Raw genomic sequence first — 21,805 nt, 5'->3', positions numbered from 1 at the left:
TCATGACCCGGGCCCGCGTCGTCCTCGTCCACGGCATCCGCACGTCGGCGACCATGTGGCGAGGGCAGGTCTCGCGGCTGACCCGCCACGACGTCGAGGCGATCGCGGTGGACCTGCCCGGGCACGGCTCGAGGATCGGGCGGGAGTTCTCGGTGGACGCCGCGATGGAGGCCATCGAGGAGGGACTGGGCGAACCGGTCCCCGGCGTCCCGCGCCTGCTCGTCGGCCTCAGCCTGGGCGGGTACCTCGGGCTGGAGTACGCCGCCCGGCGCCCGGACGGGCTCGACGGGCTCGTCGCGGCCTCCTGCGGCACCCGTCCGCGAGGCCTGCCGTTGCAGGGGTATCGGGCGCTCGCGCGCTCCATCGGCCGGCTTCCGGACCGCGGCCGCTGGCTGAACGACGCGACCGCGCGCGCGTTCCTCCCTCGCGCCGCGGTCCAGGACATCGTGGCGGGAGGGGTCGCGCTCGAGGCCATGGTGCCGGCACTGCAGGCCGTCGGCGGGATCGACCTGCTCGCGGCCGCCGCCGCCGCTCGCGTGCCCATCTGGTTCGTCAACGGCAGCCTCGACCACTTCCGGATCGAGGAACGCCGTCTCCTCCGCGCCGCGGCCGACGCCCGGCTCGTGCACGTGGCGGGTGCGACCCACATGGTGAGCCTCGCCCGGCCCGACGCGTTCGCCGCCGTCGTCCTCGGTGCCGTGGCCGAGCTCGAGCGCCGAGCGGCGCGCATTGGTGCCGCTCAGGCGTAGCTGGTATCGTTGCCTGTTGGCTTGCGTGTGGGGTCCCACCTCCGCACGATGCGCCGCGACGGCCCCTCTACCGATTGCGGCAACTCGATTCCCGCAGACGAACACGAAAGACGAACCACGTGGCAAACATCAAGTCGCAGATGAAGCGCATCCGGACCAACCGCAAGGCCGAGGAGCGCAACAAGGCCGTCAAGAGCGAGCTGAAGACCGCCGTCCGCCAGGCGCGCGAGGCCATCGCCTCGGGCGACAAGGAGAAGGCGACCAGCGCCGTTCGCGTCGCGACGCGCAAGCTCGACAAGGCCGTGAGCAAGGGCGTCATCCACAAGAACCAGGCCGCGAACCGCAAGTCGGCGATCGCGAAGCAGGCTTCCGCGCTCTGATCCGAGCATCGATCGAAGGCCCCGCACCGTTCGGTGCGGGGCCTTCGTCGTCTCGGTGGCGGTGCCTCAGGCGTGGGTCCGTCCGCGCGCGGCGATGACCCCCACGAGGCGTTCGAGCGCGAACACCGGGTCGCGCTCGGCGCCCTTGACCGCCGCATCGGCGGCGGCGAGCGCCTGGATGGCGGTCCCGAGCCCCTCGTCGTTCCAGCCCGCCAGGTCTCGACGCGCACGATCGACCTGCCAGGGCGCGAGCCCCAGGGATGACGCGCTCGCGCCGCGAGACCCGGCGACCTTCGCCATGGTGCGCACCTTCATGGCGAAGGCGGCCACGATCGGCACCGGATCGGCACCGGAGTCGAGCGCGTGACGGAGGGCGATGAGCGCATCGCCGTGACGGCCCGCGATCGCCGCGTCGGCGACCTCGAAGGCCGTGGTCTCGACGCGACCGCCGTAGTACTTGCGCACCGTCGCCTCGTCGATGTCGCCGGACGCGTCGGCGATGAGCTGCCGACAGGCTGCGGTGAGCTCGCCGAGGTCGTCGCTGAACGCCCCGACGAGCGCGCGGAGCGCTGCCGGTGCGATCCGCCGGCCGGCGAGCCGGAACTCGGCTACGGCGAAGTCCTGCTTCTCGGCGTCGCGCTTCAGTTCGGCGCAGACGATCTCGATGCCGCCGCCCTCCCCCGCGCGCACCGCGTCGAGCAGCTTCTTGCCGCGGTTCCCGCCGCGGTGGCGCAGGACGACCGTGGTGCCCTCCGCCGGTGCGCCGAGGTACTCCAGCGCGTCGAGGAGGAACTCGTCGCTGGCCTTCTCGACGCCGGCGACGCGGATCAGGCGCGGCTCCCCGAAGAGGGACGGGCTGGCGAGCGTGAGCAGCGTTCCGCGCGTGTAGCCGTCGGCCTCGAGATCGGTGACCTCGAGGGCCGGATCCTCGGCGCGAAGGCCGTCGCGGAGCATCGTCATCGCGCGCTCCGCGAGGACGTCCTCGCCGCCGGAGACGAGGACGACCGGCGCGGGTCGTGTGTCGTTCCACGCGAGCTGCGGGATCTTCGCCTTCGACCTCGCCTGGCCGGATCGTGTCGCCACGCCTCTCCTCCCGTCGTGCCGGTCCAGTCTATTGAGCCCCCGCGACACCGGATGCCCGCTCGGTCCACAGGGCGATCCGCTCTCCATCGATCGTGAGCGCCGCCGCGCCGGCTCGGTCGCTGCGCACGGCCGCCGTCCCGGCCTCGTCGAGCGCGTCGAGGGTCGCCGACGTCGGATGTCCGTAGCCGTTGCCGTCGCCCACGCCGATGAGTCCGACCGACGCGTCCAACCGCCGGTACAGCGATGCGCTCTGGTCGGCACTGCCGTGGTGGGCCACCTTGACGACGTCCGCCTCGGCGAGTCCTCCGGTGCGCATCATCGCGTCCTGCGCCTCGCGACCGAGGTCTCCGAGGAACACCGCGCGGTACTCCGGCGTCGTCAGGTCGACGACCACGCTCGCATCGTTCCCGGGCACGGCGCCCTCCCGCGGCCAGGCGATGCGCCACCGTGCCGGGCCGAGTCGTCCGTGCCACCCCGCGACGACCTCGGCGTGCCGCGCTCCGGCGGCGACGAGCGGCGCGAGCGGCCGGTCCGACCTGGCTCCGTCGAGCGGGCCGTGCAGGACGACGTCGACCCGGCCGGCGAGCGCCGTCGCCCCGCCGACGTGGTCGGCGTCCCAGTGGGTGAGCACGGCGACGTCGAGCCGGTCGACGCCCGCCTGCCGGAGGCACCGCAGCAGCGCGTCGGGATCGGGTCCGGCGTCCACGAGCATGACCGCCTCCCCGCTGCGCACGAGGACCGCGTCGCCCTGCCCCACATCGCACTGCCACAGGTCCCACCCGGCGGGGCGTCCCGCCGCCGCGATCGCCGCCGGGCCGGCGGCGGCGCCGAGCGGCACGGCCGTGCAGAGGCACAGGGCGATCGCCGCCGAGACGCGCACGAGGCGCGCGGCGCGGGGCCGCGGCCGGCCGAGCGCCGATACACGGCGGGCGTCGCCGACCAGCACCGCCCCCGCGGCGATGCCGAGCGCCATGACGGCCGCCCCGGGCGCGCCGGGCGGCCACGCGAGGCTCGGCACCGGCATCCGTTCCACGGCGCGCGCGAGCAGCGCGATCCAGGTCGCCGGCACCCAGGCCACCTGGAGCGCGGCCACGCCGACCGACGGCAGCACCGGAAGCAGGAGGCACCCGGCGAGCCCGGCGACCGTGGCGATCGGGGCAGCGGGAGCGGCGAGCAGGTTCGCGGGCACCCCGTAGACCGGGATCACGGGCTCGAGCAGCACGAGCACCGGCTGGCAGGCGAGTTGCGCCGCGAGCGGGATCGCGACGACCACGGCCAACGGGCGGGGCATCCAGCGCGCGAGCAGCGCTCCCAGCGGGGCGGACCACAGCACGAGGCCCGCGGTCGCGCACGCCGACAGCGCGAACCCGGCATCGCGCGCGTACCAGGGATCGAGCGCGAGCAGGCCGATCACGGCGACGGAGAGGGCCGGTACGCCGCCACCGCCGCGAGCGGTCGCGCACGCGACGAGGACGACGATCGCCATCGCCGAGGCGCGCACCACGCTCGCCTCGGGCGTCACGAGCGCCGCGAAGCCGCCGAGCGCCGTCAGCGCGACAACCACCCGCCCTGCTCGACCGAGTCCGACGAGTCCGGCGACCCAGAACGCGCCGGCGGTCACCAGGGCGCAGTTCGCGCCGGAGACGGCCGTGAGGTGCGTGAGCGATGCGGTCGTCATCGCCGCTCGCAGGTCGTCGGAGACGCGCGAGGTGTCGCCGATCGCGAGCCCCGGGACGAGGGCGCCGCCGTCGCCGCCGAGCCCCGACGAGGCGGTGGCGAGTGCCCGTCGGAGCGGATGCGTCCACGCGAGGTACGGCGGCGCCGGGCCGCTCGACAGGATCCGTGCGACATCGAGGCGATATGCCGCGCGTCGCGTGTCGTCCGTCTCGGACGGCGTGCCGAGCACGACCAGCGTGGAGCCGAACCCCGCGGCGGCCGCCGTCGCGGGCATCGTCACGTCGACCCGTACGGACACCGGCCCGGTGGACCGAGGCGGGTCGCCGACGGCGAGGACCGTCGCGGGCGCTCGCAGCGCAGGCTCCTGCACCCATGGCGCGGTGCGTGCGGGGCGCGGGGCGGCGTCCAGCCGGAGGACGACCCCGATCGACGCTCGCTGATCGGCCGCGGCAGCGAGCTCCGTCGGGTGACGGTGCGCGATCACGATCGTCGCGGTCGTGGAGACGAGTGCGGCCGCGGCGGCCGCGACCAGGGTCGCGGCGACGGCCCGCCCGAGTGCCCCGGTCGTGCGCCGCGTTCCGATGCGAGCCCCGCCATCGCCGGGTGCGCGACGCCCGATCCGGAGCAGGACCACGAGCGCGGCGCTTGCGATCGTCCAGGCGGCGACCGCCGCGGACCATGGCGGCAGGCCGATCTCCTCCGAGCCCGTGGCGAGCAACGCGGCGGCCCAGGCGACGGCGGCGGGACCGAGCAGGCGGAAGTCGTGTCGTCGCACTCAGAGGCTCACGAGGTCGACGAGCCCCGCGTAGATCGCATCGCCGATTCCCGCGACCTCGAGCAGCTGGGCCACGTCGGTGAACGGGCCGTTCGCCTCGCGCCAGTCGATGATGCGCTGTGCGAGCGCGGGGCCGATGCGCGGGAGCGTGTCGAACTCGGCGGCATCCGCGCGGTTGAGGCTGACGAGCCCGCCCGATGCCCCGCCGCCGGTGGCACCCGAGGCCGCCGTCGCCGGCGGCACCTCGCCGACGCGCGGAACCACGAGCTGCTCGCCGTCCGCCACCGTCCTCGCCAGGTTCACGCCGCCCGGGTCGGCGTCGGCGGTCACCCCGCCGGCCGCCGCGATCGCGTCGACGACCCTCGCACCCGTCGCGAGCTCCACGATGCCGGGCGCCTCGACCGCGCCGAGCACGTGCACCAGGATCGTCGGCTCGCCCCCGGTGCCGGCATCGCCGACCGACGCGGCGTCCGGCGTGCCGGGCTCGGCCGCCGACGTCCCGGGATCACCGTCGCGGACGAGATCGCCCTGGGTTCCCCCGCCCGACGCCGCGAAGGAGGTGAGCGCCGAGATCGCGACGGCGAGGACGAACAGGGCGACCGCTGCGCCGACCGCGATGCGGGACCGGGGTCGAGCACGCGAGCCGGACAGCGGAGCGAGCGGGTCGTCGGTCGTGGCGTCGGTCACGCCGCGACGCTAGCCACCGCACCAGGGGCGCAGCGCGGCGCGGCGCGGCGACGGCGGGCCGGCGCCCGGCCGCGGCGCCTCGGGAGGACGGGTCGGCGCCGACCGCCGACCCGGGTGGATCAGCCCCGCGTGGCGATGTTCACGAGCTTCGGCGCACGCACGATCACGTTCACGATCTCCCGGTCGCCGACCGACCGTGCGACCGCGGCCGAGGCGCGCGCGAGCGCCTCGAGCTCCTCGGCGGCGATCTTCGGCGACACCTCGAGGCGGTCGCGGACCTTGCCGTCGACCTGCACGATGGCCGTGACCGACTCCTCGATGAGCAGCGCCGGGTCGGCCTTGCGCCAGACGACGTTGGCGACCGTGGGCTCGTAGCCGAGCCGCTCCCACATGTCCTCCGCCGTGTACGGCGCGAAGAGGTCGAGGATCATCGCCGTGACCTCGGCCGCCTCGCGGACGGCGGCGTCACCGGCGCCCGGACCGGAGTCGATCGCCTTGCGCGTCGCATTCACGAGCTCCATGAGCCGCGCGACGATCACGTTGAACTTGAACGCCTCGGCCAGGCCGGGCGCGTCCGCGAGCAGGCGGTGCGTCATGCGACGCAGTGCCGGGTCGCCCGACTTCCACTCGATGTCGGGGCTCGAGGTCACCTCGCCGGAGATGCGCCACGCCCGTGCCAGGAACTTCGCGGCACCCACCGGCGAGACGTCCGCCCAGTCGATGTCGTCCTCGGGCGGGCCCGCGAACGCCATGGTGACGCGCAGCGCGTCGGCGCCGTGCGCCGACAGCTCGGACGCGAACTCGACGAGGTTGCCCTTCGACTTCGACATCTTCGTGCCGTCCATGATGACCATGCCCTGGTTGAGCAGCGATGTGAACGGCTCGGTGAAGGCGAGGTACCCGAGGTCGAAGAGGACCTTCGTGATGAAGCGCGAGTACAGCAGGTGCAGGATGGCGTGCTCGACGCCGCCGACGTACTGGTCGACCGGCATCCACTTCTCGGCCTCGGCCGGGTCGAACGCCTGCGTCTCGTCGTTCGGGTTCAGGTACCGCAGGTAGTACCACGAGCTGTCCACGAAGGTGTCCATCGTGTCGGAGTCCCGGCGCGCGTCGCCGCCGCACGACGGGCACGCGACGCGGGCCCACTCCTCGGCGGCGCCGAGCGGGCTCGCGCCCTTCGGGCTGAGGTCGAGCCCCGCGGCGTCGGGAAGCCGGACCGGCAGGTCGGCCTCGGGCACGGGGACCTCGCCGCACTGCTCGCAGTGGATGACCGGGATCGGCGTGCCCCAGTAGCGCTGCCGCGAGATCAGCCAGTCGCGCAGCCGGTAGTTCTTCGCCGAACGGCCGAGCCCGCGCTCCTCGAGGATCTCGATGGCGCGGCGGATCGCATTGGTCTTGCTGAGCCCGTTGAGCGGGCCCGAGTTCATGAGCCGCCCTTCACCGGTGAGCGCGATGCCCGTGCCGGCGGGGTCGAGCGTCGGGAGGTCGTCCATCGGCAACGGCACGCCGTCCTCGTCGACCGGGATCACCGGGATCACCCCGGTGACGGGCGCGTTCGTGTCGACGACCACGCGCACGGGCAGCTCGAACGCCCGCGCGAAGTCGAGGTCGCGCTGGTCGTGCGCGGGAACGGCCATGATCGCGCCGTGCCCGTAGTCGGCCAGCACGTAGTCGGCGGCCCAGATCGGCAGGCGCTCGCCGTTGAGGGGGTTGGTCGCGTAGCGCTCGAGGAAGACGCCCGTCTTCGGGCGGTCGGTCGCGAGGCGGTCGATGTCGCTCTCGGCGCGCACCCCGTCGAGGTACTCGCCGAACCGGGCGCGGACCTCGTCCGATGCGCCCGCGGCGAGCTCCTCGGCCAGCGCCGAGTCGGGGGCGACGACCATGAAGGTCGCGCCGTACAGGGTGTCGGGCCGGGTCGTGAAGACCGTCACGGGCTCGTCGCGACCCTCGATCGCGAAGTCGACGTCGGCGCCGGAGGATCGGCCGATCCAGTTGCGCTGCATCGTGAGGACCTTGCCGGGCCACTTGCCCTCCAGCTGGCGGAGGTCGTCGACCAGGCGGTCGGCGTAGTCCGTGACCCGGAAGTACCACTGCGTCAGCGCCTTCTTGGTGACGACGGCGCCGCAGCGCTCGCAGTGGCCGTCGACGACCTGCTCGTTCGCGAGCACGGTCTGGTCGACGGGGCACCAGTTGACCTGCCCCTCCTTGCGGTACGCGATGCCCTTCTCGTAGAGCTTCAGGAACAGCCACTGGTTCCAGCGGTAGTACTCGGGGTCGCTCGTGTGCAGTTCGCGCGACCAGTCGAACGACGGCGCGTACTGCTTGAACGAGCGCTTCTGCTGCTCGATGTTGGCGTACGTCCACTTGAGCGGGTCGGCACCGCGCTTGATCGCGGCGTTCTCGGCGGGCAGGCCGAACGAGTCCCACCCGATCGGGTGCAGCACGTCGAAGCCCTGGTGACGCCAGTAGCGCGCCGACGCGTCGCCGAAGCCGAAGGCCTCCGCGTGGCCCATGTGCAGGTCGCCCGACGGGTACGGGAACATGTCGAGCACGTACTTCCGGGGGCGCGTGTCACCGGGACGCGCCGCGCGGAAGGGCTCGAGCTCCTCCCACACCGGAAGCCACTTCGCCTGGATGGCGGCGAAGTCGTAGGTGCCTGACTCGACCTGCGTGGGGTCCTGCTGGTGTGCCACGTGACTCTCAATCGTGATGCGCGGGGTGGGGATGCCCGGGAGATGGGCGCGCACGACGGGCGCCCGGACGTCAAGCCTACTCAATGCCCGGGCGGGTGGGTCCGGGCTCGACCGCCGCCCGGACGTCCTCGTCTGCCGGGGCGTCCGGCGCGGGCCAGGGCGGCGGCGCCTCGCCGCCGAGCACGGCGATCAGGGCGCGGGCCTTCACACGGGTCTCCTCGACCTCCTCGTCCGGGTCGGAGAGCGCGGTGATCCCGCCGCCGGCGCCGATCGAGGCACCCTGCGGGGTGAGCACGATGGAGCGGATGACCATCGCGAGGTCCGCGGTCCCGTCGACCCCGAGGCATCCGAACGTCCCGGAGTACACGCCGCGCGGGCCCTGCTCGAGCTCGTGCAGGATCGACATGGCCGAGAGCTTCGGCGCCCCGGTCATCGACCCGGCGGGGAATGCCGAGCGCACGGCGTCGAGCGCGGTGAGCGGATGGCGCAGTCTCGCCGTGACCGTCGAGACGAGCTGGTGCACGTGCGGGTACTCCTCGACCTCGAGCAGGTGCGGCACGCGCACGGTGCCGAGCTCGGCGATGCGACCGAGGTCGTTGCGCATGAGGTCGACGATCATCAGGTTCTCCGCGCGCTCCTTCTCGCTCGCGCGGAGCTCGGCGCGCAGGGCGGCATCGGCCTCGGGATCATCCGATCGCGGCCGGGTGCCCTTCATCGGCTTGGTGGCGACGGTGCCGTCGGGTTCGACCAGGAGGAACTGCTCGGGCGAGGCGCTGAGCAGCGCGACGTCGTCGATCCGGACGAAGCCGCCGTGGTGGCTGGGGCTGGAGGCGCGCAGGGCGAGGTAGGCGGCGACCGGGTCCGGGCGCACGTCGATGTCCACGCGGTTGGTGAGGCAGAGCTGGTAGGCGTCGCCGCGCGTGATGGCCGCCTGGCAGTCGGCGATCATCCGGCGGTATTCGCGCGGGCCGTGCCGCCATCGCGTCGGCGCCGGTCCGGCCGTCTGCGGCCGCTCCGTCGTGGCCGGCGGACGCGCTCCGCCGCTCGCCGTCGCATCGAGGTCCGCGAGCGCGTCGGCGGTGCGGCGCGCCCACCGCGCACCGGCGGATCCCTCTCCGGCCCCGGGGTCGTCGTCGAGCCACTCGAGGCGGATGCGCCGCGGCGCGTGCTCGAACACCACGACCCGGTCGGCGAGGAAGAAGGCGGCCTCCGGAGTCGCGGTCAGCGCCGCCGGGACGTCGAGGGTGCGTGCGCCGAACTCGTACGCGAACCATCCGTGCCATCCGACCGCGGCGCGTGCGCCGTTCGGCGCGACCAGCTCGCCGGGTGCGCCCACGTGCGCGCCCAGTTCGGCGTACACGCGATCGGGGTCGTCGCCTCCCCCCGCGACGACGGTCGGCGCATCCGGGCCGCCGATCGCGATGACGCTGCGACCGTCGCTCGCCTCGTCTCCGCCGTCGAGCCACGCGACGCGGCGCGCGTCGGCCCCGAGCGCGAGGAACACCGCGGCGGGCTCGCGCCATCCGGGCAGCGCGACGCTGCGGATCCGACGGGGCATCCCCTCAGCCTAGGCCCCGCGCGGTGCGGTCCGACGGGCGTGCCGGCCGCGCACGGCCGGCCCCGTGGGCCTCAGCGACCCGGGAGGTGCAGTTCCCGGTCGACGAGGCCGGCCGGAGCGCCCGTGTGCGAGATGAGGACCACCGATCGGTGCGGTCCCGCGGCGCTGAGCAGGTCGGCGAGGAGCGCGTCGGCGCGCTCGCCGTCGACGCTCGCGGTCGGCTCGTCGAGCACCAGCACCGGGAAGTCGGCGAGCATTGCGCGGGCGAGCGCGATCCGCTGCGCCTGTCCCCCGGACACGAGTCCGCCGCGCTCGCCGACCGGCGCGTCGAGGCCGCCTCGCTCGGCGACCCAGTCGCCGAGGCCGACGCGATCGAGCACGTCGAGCAGGTCGCGGTCGGTCGCGGTGTCCCGGGCGAAGAGCAGGTTCTGCCGGATGTCCTCGTCGAACAGCCAGGGGCGCTGCTCCACCAGGCCGATCGACCGGCGCACCGCGCCCGGATCGAGCTCGCGCGCCTCGACCCCGTCGAGGCGGAACGACCCCTCGTATTCGACGAACCGCACGAGCACGTGCGCCAGCGTGGTCTTGCCCGCGCCGGACGGCCCGGTCACGAGGATGCGTTCGCCGGGGGCGACGTCGAGGTCGACGTGGTCCAGGTGCGCCGCCGCTGCGGCGTTCGCGACCCCAGCCGCGACCTCCGCTCCCGCGGCGCTGCGGGGCCAGCGCGCGCTGACGCCGCGCAGGCGCAGCGACGGCGCCGTGCCGCCCGAGCGCACCCCGCCGACGTCGGCCCCGGTCGTCGCGCCGGCGCGACGCGAACGCGGGATCTCCGCGGGCACCTCCGCCGGCACCGCGTCCGCGACGCGCCGGGCGCTCGCCCGGACGACGCGGAGGGAGCCCACCGCCACCGGGATCGCCGCGCCGACCTCGGCGATCGCGAGCGGGACGAGGCACAGCACGGCGAAGGTCGGCCCGTCGATCCTCCCGCCCGCGAGGAGCGGCTGCGCGGCGCCGAGGCTCGCCGCCGCGGCGACCGCGCCGACCGCGCTCATGGCCGCCGCGGCGAGGCCGACCGCAGCGGCCCGGGTCCGCGTCGCGCGTTCCAGTCGGGCGCCGAGCGAGCGGATCCGCGCGCGACCGCCGTCGGCCGCGTCGTAGGCGACGAGCACGTCCAGCGCCTGCACGTGCTCGACGATCGCCGCCTGCAGCTCGCCGCGCAACGGGGCGAGCCGGGCGTCGGCGCGAGCCGCGAGGACCGCCTGCGCCAGCGCGGCCACGCCGATCCCGCCGATCAGGCAGGCGCCGATCGCGAGCGCCGGCGCCGGTGCGAGCCAGGTGAGCCAGGCGAACGTGGCGACGAGCACCACGGAGGCGCTCGCGAGCGGCTCGACGATCCGCAGCGACACGTGCTGCAGGTCGTCGACGTCGCCGACGAAGCGGGCGAGCAGGTCACCCCGACGCGTCGAGGCGAGCCCGGCGGGCGCGAGTGGCAGCATCCGCTCGTACACCCCGACGCGGATGTCGGCGAGCTGGCGGAAGGCGGCGTCGTGGCCGGCGAGGCGCTCGAGGTACCGGAACACGGCGCGTCCGATGGCGAACGCGCGGACTCCGACGACGCCGAGCGAGAGGTACAGGATCGGGGGCTGCTCCGCGGCGCGCGCGATCAGCCATCCACTGGCCGCGAGGAGGGCCACGCTCGACAGTCCGGCGAGCACGCCCATCAGCACCGACGGCAGGAGGCGCCGCGCCGGCGGCACGGCCTGCCGCAGGACGGCGCGCGCGGGATCAGGCATGCGCGACCTCCGGGACGGCGACGACCGTGTCCGCGGCGTCGGCGAGGGCCGCGCGGTGCGTCGCGACCAGGATGATCCGCCCGGACCGTGCCAGCTCGACGAGCGCGGCGGCCATCGCCGCCTCGCGCTCCGCGTCGAGCGCCGACGTCGGCTCGTCGAGCAGGAGCAGCGGGAGGTCGCGGGCGAGCGCGCGATGCACCGCACGGGCCACGGCGACCCGCTGGGCCTGCCCGCCCGAGAGTCCCACGCCCGACGGGCCGAGCGCGAGCCCGGGGTCGACGTCGACGCCGGCGGTCCGCAGCGCCTGTTCGAGCAGTGCGCCGTCGGCGTCCTCGGCGCCGAGGCGCACGTTCTCCGCGACCGTGCCCTCCACCAGGTGCGGCACCTGCCCGGCCCACGCGATGCGCGAGCGCGCGGCCGCGCCGAGCCGGGCCCCGTCGAGCGAGAGCTCGCCCGTGCACGCCGCGAAGCCGAGCATCGCCGCGAACAGGGACGACTTGCCGGACCCGCTCGGACCGGTGATGGCGACCAGTCGCCCGCGGGTCGCATCCAGGTCGATCGGCCCGACCACCGTGCGGCCGTCGCGCTCGACGACGACCCTGCGTGCCCGCAGCCCGGATTCCCCGCCTCCGGCAGTGCTCGGGCCGACGTCGACGGCGCCGGGCGCCTGTGGTCCGGCCTCCTCCGCGCCGTTCGCGCGCTCCGCGGCGTCGAGCAGGTCGAGCGCGTCGCGCGAGGCCTCGAGCCCCGCGGTCGCGGAGTGGAAGGCGGCGCCGACGTTGCGCACCGGCAGGAACACCTCGGGAGCGAGGATCAGCACGAACAGCCCCGGGGCGAACGACATGTCGCCGGCGACCAGGCGCAGCCCGATCGAGACCGCGACGAGCGCGACCGACAGGCTGCCGGCGAGCTCGAGCGTGAACCCCGAGAGGAAGGTGACGCGGAGCACCTTCATGGTGCTCGATCGGTAGGCGTCGGTCACCGTCCGGATCCGACGCGACTGCCGCTCGGCGCGGCCGAAGACCTTCAGCGTCGACAGGCCGCCGACGACCTCGAGGAAGCCGCGCGAGAGGGCCTGCAGCCGATCCCACTGCCGTCGCTGCACGGCCTCGGTGGCCATGCCGATGAGCGCCATGAACACCGGGATCAGCGGCAGGACGATCACGAGGATCAGCCCGGAGAGCCAGTCGGCCGTCCACGCCGCGATCACGAGGACGGGCGTGGCGATCGCGGTCAGCAGCAGCTGCGGGACGTAGCGGCCGAAGTACTCGTCGAGCGCGTCGAGGCCGGGGCCGAGCAACGTCGCCGCACCCGCCGTCGTCACGTCCCGCCGCCCGGCGGACCGATCCATCGCGGCGAGCAGCTCGTCGCGGAGCTCGGCCTTCACGCGCATCGCGCCGGCGGCGGAGACCCACTCCCAGAGCCAGCCCGCCAGCGCCCGCGCGCTGGCGGCACCGAGCAGGACCACGACGACCGATCCGGCGCCTCCGGGGACGTCCCCCTCGATGAGCCCGACGACGAGCGTCGCGAGCGCCCACGCGAACGCGACGACGGCGCCGGCCTGGAGCAGGGCCAGCGCGCCGCCCGCGGCGAGGAGGCCGCGGGCGGCGTGGGAGCGCCGCAGCAGGCGGGGGTCGAGCGGCCGCACGTCAGTGCACGGCTGCGGGATCGATCGTCTGGCGCGTGATCCGCTTGCGGAACACCCAGTACGTCCAGCCCTGGTACAGCAGGATCAGCGGCAGGAAGACCAGCGCGGTCCAGCTCATCACCGTGAGCGTGTACGGCGTGCTCGACGCGTTGGCGATGGTGAGGCTGTTCGCCGGGTCGTTCGATGCGGGCATGACCTCGGGGAACAGCGCGGCGAACAGCGCGAACACGGCCGCGCCGATGGTGGCGGCCATGAGCGTGAACGCGACCCGCTCGGCCCCGCGGCCGTTGGCGAGCCACGCGCCGATCAGGGCGAGCGCCGCGACCGCGGCGAGGCCCCAGAACCACTCGGTGCCGTGGGCGAGCCCCGTCCAGACCAGGAACGACGCGGCCACGACGATCGTCAGCAGCCCCGCCCGCGCGGCGAGGCGCCGGGCGCGCCGCCGGATGTCGCCGTCGGTCTTCAGCGCGACGAACACGACGCCGTGCGTGAAGAACAGCAGGAGCGTGGTGAGCCCCCCGAGCAGCGCGTACGGGTTCAGCAGGTCGAACAGGGTCCCGGTGTAGTTGTGGTCGGCATCCAGCGGCACGCCCTGCACGACGTTCGCGAACGCGACGCCCCAGAGCAGCGCGGGCACCGCGGAGCCCACGATCAGCATCCAGTCGAACCGGCGCTTCCACTCGGCCTCCGGGCGCTGGTGCCGGTACTCGAACGAGACGCCGCGGACGATCAGCGCGAGGAGGATGAGCAGCAGCGCGAGGTAGAACCCCGAGAAGAGGGTCGCGTACCACTCGGGGAAGGCCGCGAACATGGCGGCGCCGGCCACGATCACCCAGGTCTCGTTGAGGTCCCAGACCGGGCCGATGGTGTTGATGAGCACGCGCCGGTCGGTGTCGTCCCTGCCGAGGAACGGCAGCGACATCCCGACACCGAAGTCGAAGCCGTCGAGCACGAAGTAGCCGACGAAGAGGAAGGCGACGATCCAGAACCAGAGCACTGCGAGATCCATGTCCGTCTCCTCCTAGTAGACCGTTGCGGTGTGCTGGACCTCGCCCGTCTCCGGGTCCGGCGGGGCGATCTCGGGTGGTCCCTTCCGGACGGCCCGGATGATGAGCCGCACCTCGACGACCGCGAGGATGCCGTAGACGAGGGTGAACGCGACGAGCGAGATGAGCACGTCGAGCGCGGTCACGTTCGGCGACACCGCCGACTCGGTGGGCAGGAGGCTGAAGACGATCCAGGGCTGCCGGCCCATCTCGGTGAAGATCCAGCCGACGATCATCGCCGCGAGCGAGAGCGGGAAGCTCCACACCGCGACGTTCCACACCCAGCGCTGCCGCGGCATCCGGCCCTTGCGCGTGAGCCAGAGCCCGACGATCGCGACGAGCACGTGCAGCATGCCGAGGCCGATCATCCAGCGGAACGCCCAGTACGTGACCCAGATGATCGGCGCGTAGTCGCCCGGGCCGTACAGCTCGGCGTACTGCGCCTGAAGGTCGTTGATGCCCTCGACGCAGCCGTCGAACGAGTGCGTCGAGAGCAGTGAGAGCAGGTAGGGCACGCGGATCGAGAACAGCTCGGTCGTGCCGTCGGGCGTGCCGAGCGTGAACAGCGAGAACGAGGCCGCGGCGCCGCAGACCGTGTCGTAGGTCGCCTCGGCGGCGGCCATCTTCATGGGCTGCGTCGCGACCATCGCGAGGCTCAGCTGGTCGCCGAAGAAGGTCGTGAGCGCGGCCGAGACGAGCATGCCCCAGAGTCCGAACTTCAGCGCCGGGCGCATCGTGTCGAGGTGCTGGTTGCGGGCGAGGTGCCACGCCGCGGCACTGATGATGAGGCCGGAGCTGACCATGAAGGAGGCCGCGATCGTGTGCGGGAACGCCGCGAGTGCGACCTGGTTGGTCAGCAGGGCCCAGATGTCGGTGAGCTCGGCGCGCCCGCGCTCGGCGTTCATCTCGTAGCCCACCGGGTTCTGCATGAACGCGTTGGCGGCGATGATGAAGTACGCGGACAGGATGGTGCCGATCGCGGTCGCCCAGATGGTCGCGAGGTGCAGCTTCTGCGGCAGGCGGTTCCACCCGAAGATCCAGAGGCCGATGAACGTGGCCTCGAGGAAGAACGCGAGGAGGCCCTCGAGCGCCAGCGGCGCGCCGAACACGTCGCCGACGAACCGCGAGTACTCCGACCAGTTCATCCCGAACTGGAACTCCTGGACGATGCCGGTGACCACGCCCATCGCGAAGTTGATCAGGAAGATCGTGCCGAAGAACCTCGTGATCCGGAGGTACTCGACCTTGCCGGTGCGCACCCACGCCGTCTGGAAGATCGCCGCCGAGGTGGCCAGGCCGATCGTGATCGGGACGAACAGGAAGTGGTAGACCGTCGTGAGCCCGAACTGCCAGCGCGCGAGCAGGAGCGGATCGAGGAGGTCGTTCACCGGGTCCCCTTTCGTGGGTGTCGGCCTGCGGGCCAGGCGCTGCATCACACCGTAGGACACATTTTCTACACAGCGTAGAACCATTCGCCCCTTGCGCGCTATCCTCGACGTATGGCAGGCCTCGGAGAACTGGAGCGCTCCATCATGGAGCAGCTCTGGGCGGGCGAATCGGCGCTCACCGCGAACGAGGTGCGCGACCGGCTCGCGGCATCCGCCGCACCCGGGAAGTCGCCCGCGACGACGACGGTGCTCACGGTGCTGTCGCGGCTCGAGCGCAAGGGCTTCGTGGGTCGCGATCGCGACTCCCGGCCGCACCGGTACTCCGCGCTCCTCTCCCGCGCCGACCACACGGCCGAGCTCATGCACGAGGTGCTCTCCGCGTCCTCCGACCGAGACGCCGCGCTGGCGCGCTTCATCGGCACCGCGAGCACGGGCGAGGCGAACACCCTCCGCCGGCTCCTCGACGACCTCGTGCGCCACTGAGGTGACCGCCGCCGCCCTGCTGCTCGGCGCGCTGGCGCTCGCGCTCGCGTGGCCCGTCCCGCTCGCGCTCTCGCGGGCCGAATGGCCGTCCCGCTCGCCCGCGACCGCGCTCGTGCTGTGGCAGGGCATCGCCCTCGGCGGCGGCCTGTCGATGATCGGCTCGCTGCTCGCCTTCGGCGCGGCACCGGCCGGATCCCTCGAGGGCGCCGCCGCGGCGCTGCTGCCCGCCGTCGCCGGGGGTCCGATCCCCGCGGGCTTCGGCGTCCTCCACCTCGCGGCACTCACCCTCGCGGTCGGGCTCGCCGTCCACCTCGCCCTCAACCTGGCGTCGACGGCGCTGCGCGCGGAGCGTTCGCGACGACGCCAGCACCGGCTCATCGACCTCCTCGCCGGTCCGGAGATGTCGGACTCGGGTGCGCGCGTCCTGGCCCACCCCCTTCCGGCCGCCTACTGCGTCCCGGGCCTGCGGACCGCCACGGTCATTACCGAGGGCCTGGTCGACCTCCTCGACGAGGACGAACTGCGCGCCGTGATCGCCCACGAGCGGGCGCACCTCGGACAGTTCCACCACCTCGTGCAGCTCGCGTTCCGCGCCTGGCACGCGGCGCTGCCCTGGTTCCCGATCGCGAACCGCGCCGAGCGCTCCGTCTCGGTGCTCACCGAGATGCTCGCCGACGACGCCGCGCGGGCACAGGTCGGCGCCGAGCCCCTCCGGACCGCGCTGCTGCGCGTCGGCACGGCGGGCGCCCCGAGCGGGCTCACCGAGGGCGACGGCGCCGCGGCGGCCGACGAGGACACGCTCGAACGCCGGGTCCTGCGGCTCGGCCGGAGCGGAGCGCCCCTGGAGGCTCCCTCGCGCCTGACGGCCCGCCTGCTCGCGGTCGGGATGGTGGCCGTCCCGGCCTGCGTCATCGCCGTCATCGCCTTCTGAGTCGGCGTGGAGCCGGAACCCCTAGGCTCGAGACGTGAACGACCTGCTGGACGGGATCCTCCAGACGGTGGCGGACGTGAACCCCGTGCTCCGCACGGTGCTGGCTGGCCTGGCGATCATGCTCGAGACGTCCGTGCTCGTCGGGCTCGTGGTGCCGGGCGACACCATCGTGATCGTCGCATCGACCGGGGTCGAGAGCGGCGTCGAGTTCATCGCCCTCGCGCTCGCGATCATCGCCGGAGCGCTGGTCGGCGAGAGCGTCGGGTTCGCGATCGGACGCTGGTTCGGGCCCCGCATCCAGCAGTCGCGACTGGGCCGTCGCATCGGCGAGGAGAACTGGCACCGCGCGCAGCACTACCTCGCGCGTCGCGGAGGCCCCGCGGTGTTCATCTCGCGATTCCTGCCGGTCCTGCACTCGCTGGTGCCGCTCACCGTGGGCATGAGCGAGATGACCTACCGGCGCTTCCTCGCGTGGACGGCGCCCGCCTGCGTGATCTGGTCGTTCGCCTACGTCGGGGTGGGCTCGGCCGCGGCCGAGGGCTACCGGGAGCTCAGCGACCGCCTGCACGGCGCCGGGTACCTCTTCGTCGCGGTGATCGTGGTGTTCCTCATCCTCGCCTGGCTCGGCAAGCGGCTCCTCCTCCGCCTCGAGGCGCGGCACATGGCCGCCGACGCCTCGGCGACCCGGGCCGCGGACGCGGCGGGCTCGGAGCTCCCCTCGCCCCCGAAGCCGTCGACGTCGGCGACCGGCCCCGGAACCGACGAGGAGGGGCCGGCCGCCGCAGCGACCGACCCCTCCCGACGCGGAGGCGAGGCCTAGGCCAGGCCGTTCTCCGACAGCCACTCGGCGGCGATCTCGTCGGACGAGCGCTGCTCGTTGACGCTCTCCGAGTTCAGCTGCACGAGGTCCTCGGGACTCATGGCGGCGCTGATCTCGTCGATGATCGCCGCGATCTCGTCGGTGACCTTCTCACTCGCGAGCGGCACGACGTTCGAGGCGAGGAACAGCCCCTCCGGGTCCTCGAGGGTCACGAGGTCGTTGGTGGCGATGTTCGGATCGGCGCTGAAGATGTTCACCATCTGCACCTGGCCGTCGGTCAGCGCCTTGATCGTGAGCGCGCCGCCGGAGTCCTGGATGGCCGTGAACGCGACGTCGACGCCGTACACGTCCGCGAGGCCCTCCGGACCGTAGGGCCGCGTCTCGAGCTCGGCGTTGCCGCCGAGCGTGATCGGCGTCGACACGTCCTTCAGGTCGGCCAGGCTCGTCACGCCGTTCTCCTCGGAGAACTCGCTGGTGACGTTGTAGGAGTCCTGGTCGGTCGCGGGCGACTGCTCGAGCACCCGGAGCCCGTCGGGCAGCGCGCCCTCCAGCTCGGCGTACACGTCGTCGCTCGACGTCGCGGTGGTGTCGGGAACGTAGTACTGCAGCAGGTTCCCGGTGTACTCCGGGAACAGGTCGATGTTCCCCGCCTCGATCTCGGGCAGGTAGACCTCGCGCTGGCCGATGTTGAAGTCGCGCTGCACGGTGTAGCCGTTCGCCTCCAGCGCCTGCGCGTAGATCTCCGCGATGATCTCGTTCGAGTAGTACTCCTGCGAGCCGACGACGATCGTCTCGCCGCCGCCCTCACCGGTGCCTGCCGGTTCGTCGTCGAGGGGATCCCCCGACGCACACCCTGCCAGGGCCACTGTCGCCCCGACCGCGACCGCCGCCAATGCGACGAGCCGGCCTCTTCCAGTCACGGACCTCATGATGCGTTTCCCTTCGTGGTCGGAGCGGTCGTCACGACCGCCCCACGGCCGCCCTCGGCCGGGACGGCCGGGGGCGGAGCCTGTCGGCGTCGCGCGCGGCGAGCACGCCCGCCGGCACGACGAGGCGCTGGAGGCCGGCGAACACGGCGTCGAGCACCAGCGCGAGCGCGATCACGAGGATCGACGCCGCGAGCGTGAGCGGGTAGTCCCGCGTCTGCAGTCCGAGGAAGAGGTACTCGCCGAGTCCCGGTCCGCCGACGTAGGCGGCGAGGGTCGCGGTCGCGACGACCTGCAGCACGGCCGAGCGGATCCCGCCCATGATCGTCGGGAGGGCGAGCGGGAGCTCGACCTTGCCGATGATCTGCGCCTCGGTCATGCCCATGCCGCGCGCGGCATCCACCGTGCGCCGGTCGACAGCGCCGATCCCGGCGTACGCTCCCGCGAGGACGGGCGGGATCGCGAGCACGACGAGCGCGACGAACGGCGCGAGGATGCCGACGCCGAGCGCGAACGCGACGAGGACGAGCAGTCCGAGGGTCGGCAGCGCCCGAAGCCCGCCCGACACGACGACGGCGGCTTCGCGACCACGACCCGTGTGGCCGATGGCGGCGCCGACGGGCAGGGCGATCACGGCCGCGGTCGCGACGACCGCCAGGCTGAACACGAGGTGGAACCAGAGGTTGGCGGCGATGCCGCCCTGGCCGGCCCAGTTCGCCGGGTCGAGGATCCAGGCGAGGGCCTCGCCGAACAGGCTCATGCGACGGCCCCCTCCGGGTCGCGGATGCTGCGGCGCCGGCCACGGCCCCACTTCCGGGTCTCGACCCAGGGCAGGAGCGCGCGGCCCAGGAGCACGGCGGCGAAGTCGAGCACCAGCGCGAGCGCGACGGTCATGACGACACCGGTCGCGACCTCGACCTGGATCCCGCGCTGGAACCCGTCGGTGAACAGCGACCCGAGGCTCTGGATGCCGAGGACCGCGCTGACGGTGACGAGGCTCACGGTGCTCACGATCACGACGCGCAGACCGGCCAGCAGGGTCGGCCCGGCCAGCGGCAGCTCCACGCTCCAGAACCGCCGGACGCCCGAGTAGCCCATGGCGGTGGCCGAGAGCCGAACGTCCGGGTCGACGTCGGCGAACCCGTCGGCCGCGGTGCGGACCATCAGCGCGATGCCGTACAGCGTCAGGACGATGACGACGTTGACCGGGGCGCGCAGCGACGTGCCGATGATGCCGGGGATGGCGATGAACAGGGGCAGCGACGGGATGGCGTACAGGATGCCCGCGAGCCCGAGCAGCACGCCGCGCGACCAACGGTACCGCCAGGCGGCCCAGCCGATCGGAACGGAGATCACGAAGCTCAGGATGATGGTGGGCACCGACAACGCCAGGTGCACGAGCGTCAGCTCCCACACCTCGTCCAGGTTGTTCCAGAGCCAGTTCACGTCGCGAGGACCCCGGCCGGGCGGCCCTCCTCGTCGACGACGATCCGCCGCCCGTCGACCTCCTCGAGGCGGAGGGTCCGCTTCCCCCGGTCGGCGCCGATGAACCCGGCGACGAAGTCGTCGGCGGGCGACGCGAGGATCTCGGACGGTGCGCCCCGCTGGACGATCTCGCCGCCGGTCCGGAGGATGACGACCTGGTCGCCGAGCAGGAACGCCTCCTCGATGTCGTGCGTGACGAACACGACCGTCTTGCCGAGCTCGCCCTGCAGGCGGAGCAGCTCCTGCTGCAGCTCGGAGCGCACGATGGGGTCCACCGCACCGAAGGGCTCGTCCATGAGCAGGATGTTCGGGTCGACCGCGAGGCCCCGGGCGACGCCGACGCGCTGCTGCTGCCCGCCGGAGAGCTGCCCCGGGTACCGGTCGGCGAGCGACCGGTCGAGGCCGACGGTGTCCATCAGCTCGAGCGCGTGCGCCCGCGCCTCTCGCTTCGGCTCGCCGCGGAGGAGCGGCACCGTGGCGATGTTGTCGACGACGCGTCGGTGCGGAAGGAGGCCCGAGTTCTGCATCACGTAGCCGATGCCGCGCCGGAGCTTCACGGGGTCGACCGTCGCGACGTCGGTCCCGTCGATCAGCACCTGGCCACTCGTGGGATCGACCATGCGGTTGATCATGCGGAGGAGGGTCGTCTTGCCGGAGCCCGATGAGCCGACGAGCACCGTCGTCTTCCGCGGTGGGATGACGATGTCCACGTCGTGGACGGCGACCGTGCCGTCCGGGAACTGCTTGGTGACGCCGCGGAACTCGATCATGCTGCCTCTCCGTCGGTGCGGTGCGCCGGACGGCGCAGTGACACAAGCCAAACACCTCGTCCGCGACAGTACAACGGTCGCGACGACGGTTCGATTCCCGCGGAACGGCCCTTATGCGGCCGGACGGTCGGCGATCCTCCCGGTCAGGTGCTGCTCGAGGTAGTCCCGTACGATCCGGCGCGCCTCGTCGAGGTACCGGGCGTCGCCCGCGGCGTCGCGCTCGAACGCCCGGTGGATCAGCGCAGCGCCCATCTCGAGCGAGACCCCCAGTCGCAGGCGCAGCTCGGGGTCATCCGTCGCACCGAACTCCTGCTCGAGGACCTTGGCGATCCGGTGGGCGATCTCGGGTTCGCCGTCGTCGTCGGAGACCTCACGAGGCGCGGAGTGCACGACCGAGAAGCCGGGCTCGTCCCGGTAGAGCTCGGCGCAGACGTCGAGCGCGTTGTCGACGACGTCCCACCAGACGTCGAGTTCGGCGCGCTCCATCGCCTCGGCGAGTCGCTCCCGGTAGCGGCGCACGCTGCGCTCGCGCAGCGAGTGGAGCACGGCCACGCGGTCCGGGAAGTAGCGGTACACCGTGCCGATCGACGCCCCGGCCCGCTCGGCGACCATCTGCGTGGTCAGCCGCTCGAATCCGAGCTCGTCGACGATGGCGGCGGCGGCATCCAGCAGCGCGTCGAGCCGCTGGGTGCTGCGTCGCTGCGTCGGCTCGGTGCGTACCGATCGCCTCCGCCCGTGATCGGCCCCCAGGATCAGGTCGATGTTCGGCACGGGTCCTCCTCTGTCGCCGGACCACTCTACCTGCCGCACGGGCGTCGACCGCCGTCCCGCGCGGGTTTGGCCACTCGCCGCGTCGACATGCAAGACTGAGTGGATGCCGGCGAGTTCCCCCGTCCCGGCCGGAGCCGATCGA

18 protein-coding genes and 1 pseudogene are annotated in these 21,805 nt (G+C 73.3%); 5 read left to right on the top strand and 14 right to left on the bottom strand.

The annotated features are described in order from the left end of the window. Positions 1-2 precede the first annotated feature (2 nt). Complete coding sequence (locus ABME01_RS08590; protein WP_353827978.1) at positions 3-749, top strand: alpha/beta fold hydrolase; 747 nt, start codon at positions 3-5, stop codon at positions 747-749. A gap of 119 nt (positions 750-868) precedes the next feature. Next, a complete protein-coding gene (gene rpsT, locus ABME01_RS08585) occupies positions 869-1,129 on the top strand; it encodes a 30S ribosomal protein S20 (RefSeq protein ID WP_353827977.1) in 261 nt (86 codons plus the stop codon). 66 nt (positions 1,130-1,195) lie between these two features. On the opposite strand, the gene holA is transcribed toward rpsT, so the two are convergent. From holA to ABME01_RS08540, 9 genes are all read right to left on the bottom strand, one after another. Further along, complete coding sequence (holA, locus tag ABME01_RS08580; RefSeq protein ID WP_353827976.1) at positions 1,196-2,212, bottom strand: DNA polymerase III subunit delta; 1,017 nt, start codon at positions 2,210-2,212, stop codon at positions 1,196-1,198. Positions 2,213-2,240: 28 nt separating this feature from the next. Beyond that, positions 2,241-4,664: a ComEC/Rec2 family competence protein gene (locus tag ABME01_RS08575; protein WP_353827975.1), complete on the bottom strand. Its 2,424-nt coding sequence runs from the start codon at positions 4,662-4,664 to the stop codon at positions 2,241-2,243. After that, entirely contained in the window at positions 4,665-5,351 is a 687-nt protein-coding gene (locus tag ABME01_RS08570; protein WP_353827974.1) for a ComEA family DNA-binding protein, read from the bottom strand. 119 nt (positions 5,352-5,470) lie between these two features. Beyond that, positions 5,471-8,044, bottom strand: coding sequence for a leucine--tRNA ligase (gene leuS / locus ABME01_RS08565; RefSeq protein WP_353827973.1), 2,574 nt, complete (start codon positions 8,042-8,044; stop codon positions 5,471-5,473). Between the two features lie 76 nt (positions 8,045-8,120). Beyond that, positions 8,121-9,602: an aminodeoxychorismate synthase component I gene (pabB, locus tag ABME01_RS08560; RefSeq protein ID WP_353827972.1), complete on the bottom strand. Its 1,482-nt coding sequence runs from the start codon at positions 9,600-9,602 to the stop codon at positions 8,121-8,123. Between the two features lie 71 nt (positions 9,603-9,673). Continuing rightward, on the bottom strand, positions 9,674-11,395 hold the full coding sequence (gene cydC, locus ABME01_RS08555; protein WP_353827971.1) for a thiol reductant ABC exporter subunit CydC: 1,722 nt from the start codon (positions 11,393-11,395) through the stop codon (positions 9,674-9,676). Further along, positions 11,388-13,043 (bottom strand): thiol reductant ABC exporter subunit CydD, encoded by a 1,656-nt coding sequence (gene cydD, locus ABME01_RS08550; RefSeq protein WP_353827970.1) that lies wholly within the window; start codon positions 13,041-13,043, stop codon positions 11,388-11,390. Before cydD ends, cydC begins: the two co-directional genes overlap by 8 nt. A gap of 1 nt (position 13,044) precedes the next feature. Continuing rightward, entirely contained in the window at positions 13,045-14,052 is a 1,008-nt protein-coding gene (gene cydB, locus ABME01_RS08545; protein WP_353827969.1) for a cytochrome d ubiquinol oxidase subunit II, read from the bottom strand. Between the two features lie 12 nt (positions 14,053-14,064). Beyond that, complete coding sequence (locus ABME01_RS08540) at positions 14,065-15,477, bottom strand: cytochrome ubiquinol oxidase subunit I (protein ID WP_353827968.1); 1,413 nt, start codon at positions 15,475-15,477, stop codon at positions 14,065-14,067. 111 nt (positions 15,478-15,588) lie between these two features. On the opposite strand from ABME01_RS08540, the gene ABME01_RS08535 reads away from it, so the two are divergent. The 3 genes and pseudogenes from ABME01_RS08535 to ABME01_RS08525 all read left to right on the top strand — a co-directional run. Continuing rightward, positions 15,589-15,960, top strand: a complete 372-nt coding sequence (locus tag ABME01_RS08535) for a BlaI/MecI/CopY family transcriptional regulator (RefSeq protein WP_353827967.1) — start codon at positions 15,589-15,591, stop codon at positions 15,958-15,960. Between the two features lies 1 nt (position 15,961). Continuing rightward, on the top strand, positions 15,962-16,891 hold the full coding sequence (locus ABME01_RS08530; protein ID WP_353827966.1) for a M56 family metallopeptidase: 930 nt from the start codon (positions 15,962-15,964) through the stop codon (positions 16,889-16,891). 34 nt (positions 16,892-16,925) lie between these two features. Continuing rightward, a pseudogene (locus ABME01_RS08525) lies at positions 16,926-17,588 on the top strand (DedA family protein); the annotation flags it as partial. Between the two features lie 119 nt (positions 17,589-17,707). Here ABME01_RS08525 and ABME01_RS08520 read toward each other — a convergent pair. The 5 genes from ABME01_RS08520 to ABME01_RS08500 all read right to left on the bottom strand — a co-directional run bounded on the left by ABME01_RS08520 (position 17,708) and on the right by ABME01_RS08500 (position 21,663). Further along, a complete protein-coding gene (locus ABME01_RS08520; protein WP_353827964.1) occupies positions 17,708-18,640 on the bottom strand; it encodes an ABC transporter substrate-binding protein in 933 nt (310 codons plus the stop codon). A gap of 31 nt (positions 18,641-18,671) precedes the next feature. Next, the gene (locus ABME01_RS08515; RefSeq protein WP_353827963.1) at positions 18,672-19,397 is read right to left on the bottom strand and encodes an ABC transporter permease; all 726 of its coding nucleotides are present in this window, start codon (positions 19,395-19,397) and stop codon (positions 18,672-18,674) included. Beyond that, positions 19,394-20,083 (bottom strand): ABC transporter permease, encoded by a 690-nt coding sequence (locus ABME01_RS08510; protein WP_353827962.1) that lies wholly within the window; start codon positions 20,081-20,083, stop codon positions 19,394-19,396. Before ABME01_RS08510 ends, ABME01_RS08515 begins: the two co-directional genes overlap by 4 nt. Beyond that, on the bottom strand, positions 20,080-20,892 hold the full coding sequence (locus ABME01_RS08505) for an ABC transporter ATP-binding protein (protein ID WP_353827961.1): 813 nt from the start codon (positions 20,890-20,892) through the stop codon (positions 20,080-20,082). Before ABME01_RS08505 ends, ABME01_RS08510 begins: the two co-directional genes overlap by 4 nt. Positions 20,893-21,003: 111 nt before the next feature. Next, the gene (locus ABME01_RS08500) at positions 21,004-21,663 is read right to left on the bottom strand and encodes a TetR/AcrR family transcriptional regulator (RefSeq protein ID WP_353827960.1); all 660 of its coding nucleotides are present in this window, start codon (positions 21,661-21,663) and stop codon (positions 21,004-21,006) included. Between the last annotated feature and the right edge of the window lie 142 nt (positions 21,664-21,805).

It is taken from the genome of Agromyces litoreus, from assembly GCF_040496015.1.
GTDB lineage: Bacteria > Actinomycetota > Actinomycetes > Actinomycetales > Microbacteriaceae > Agromyces > Agromyces litoreus.
The sequence above is the reverse complement of the archived record's forward strand: the minus strand, read 5'-3'. Positions and strand labels throughout refer to the sequence as shown.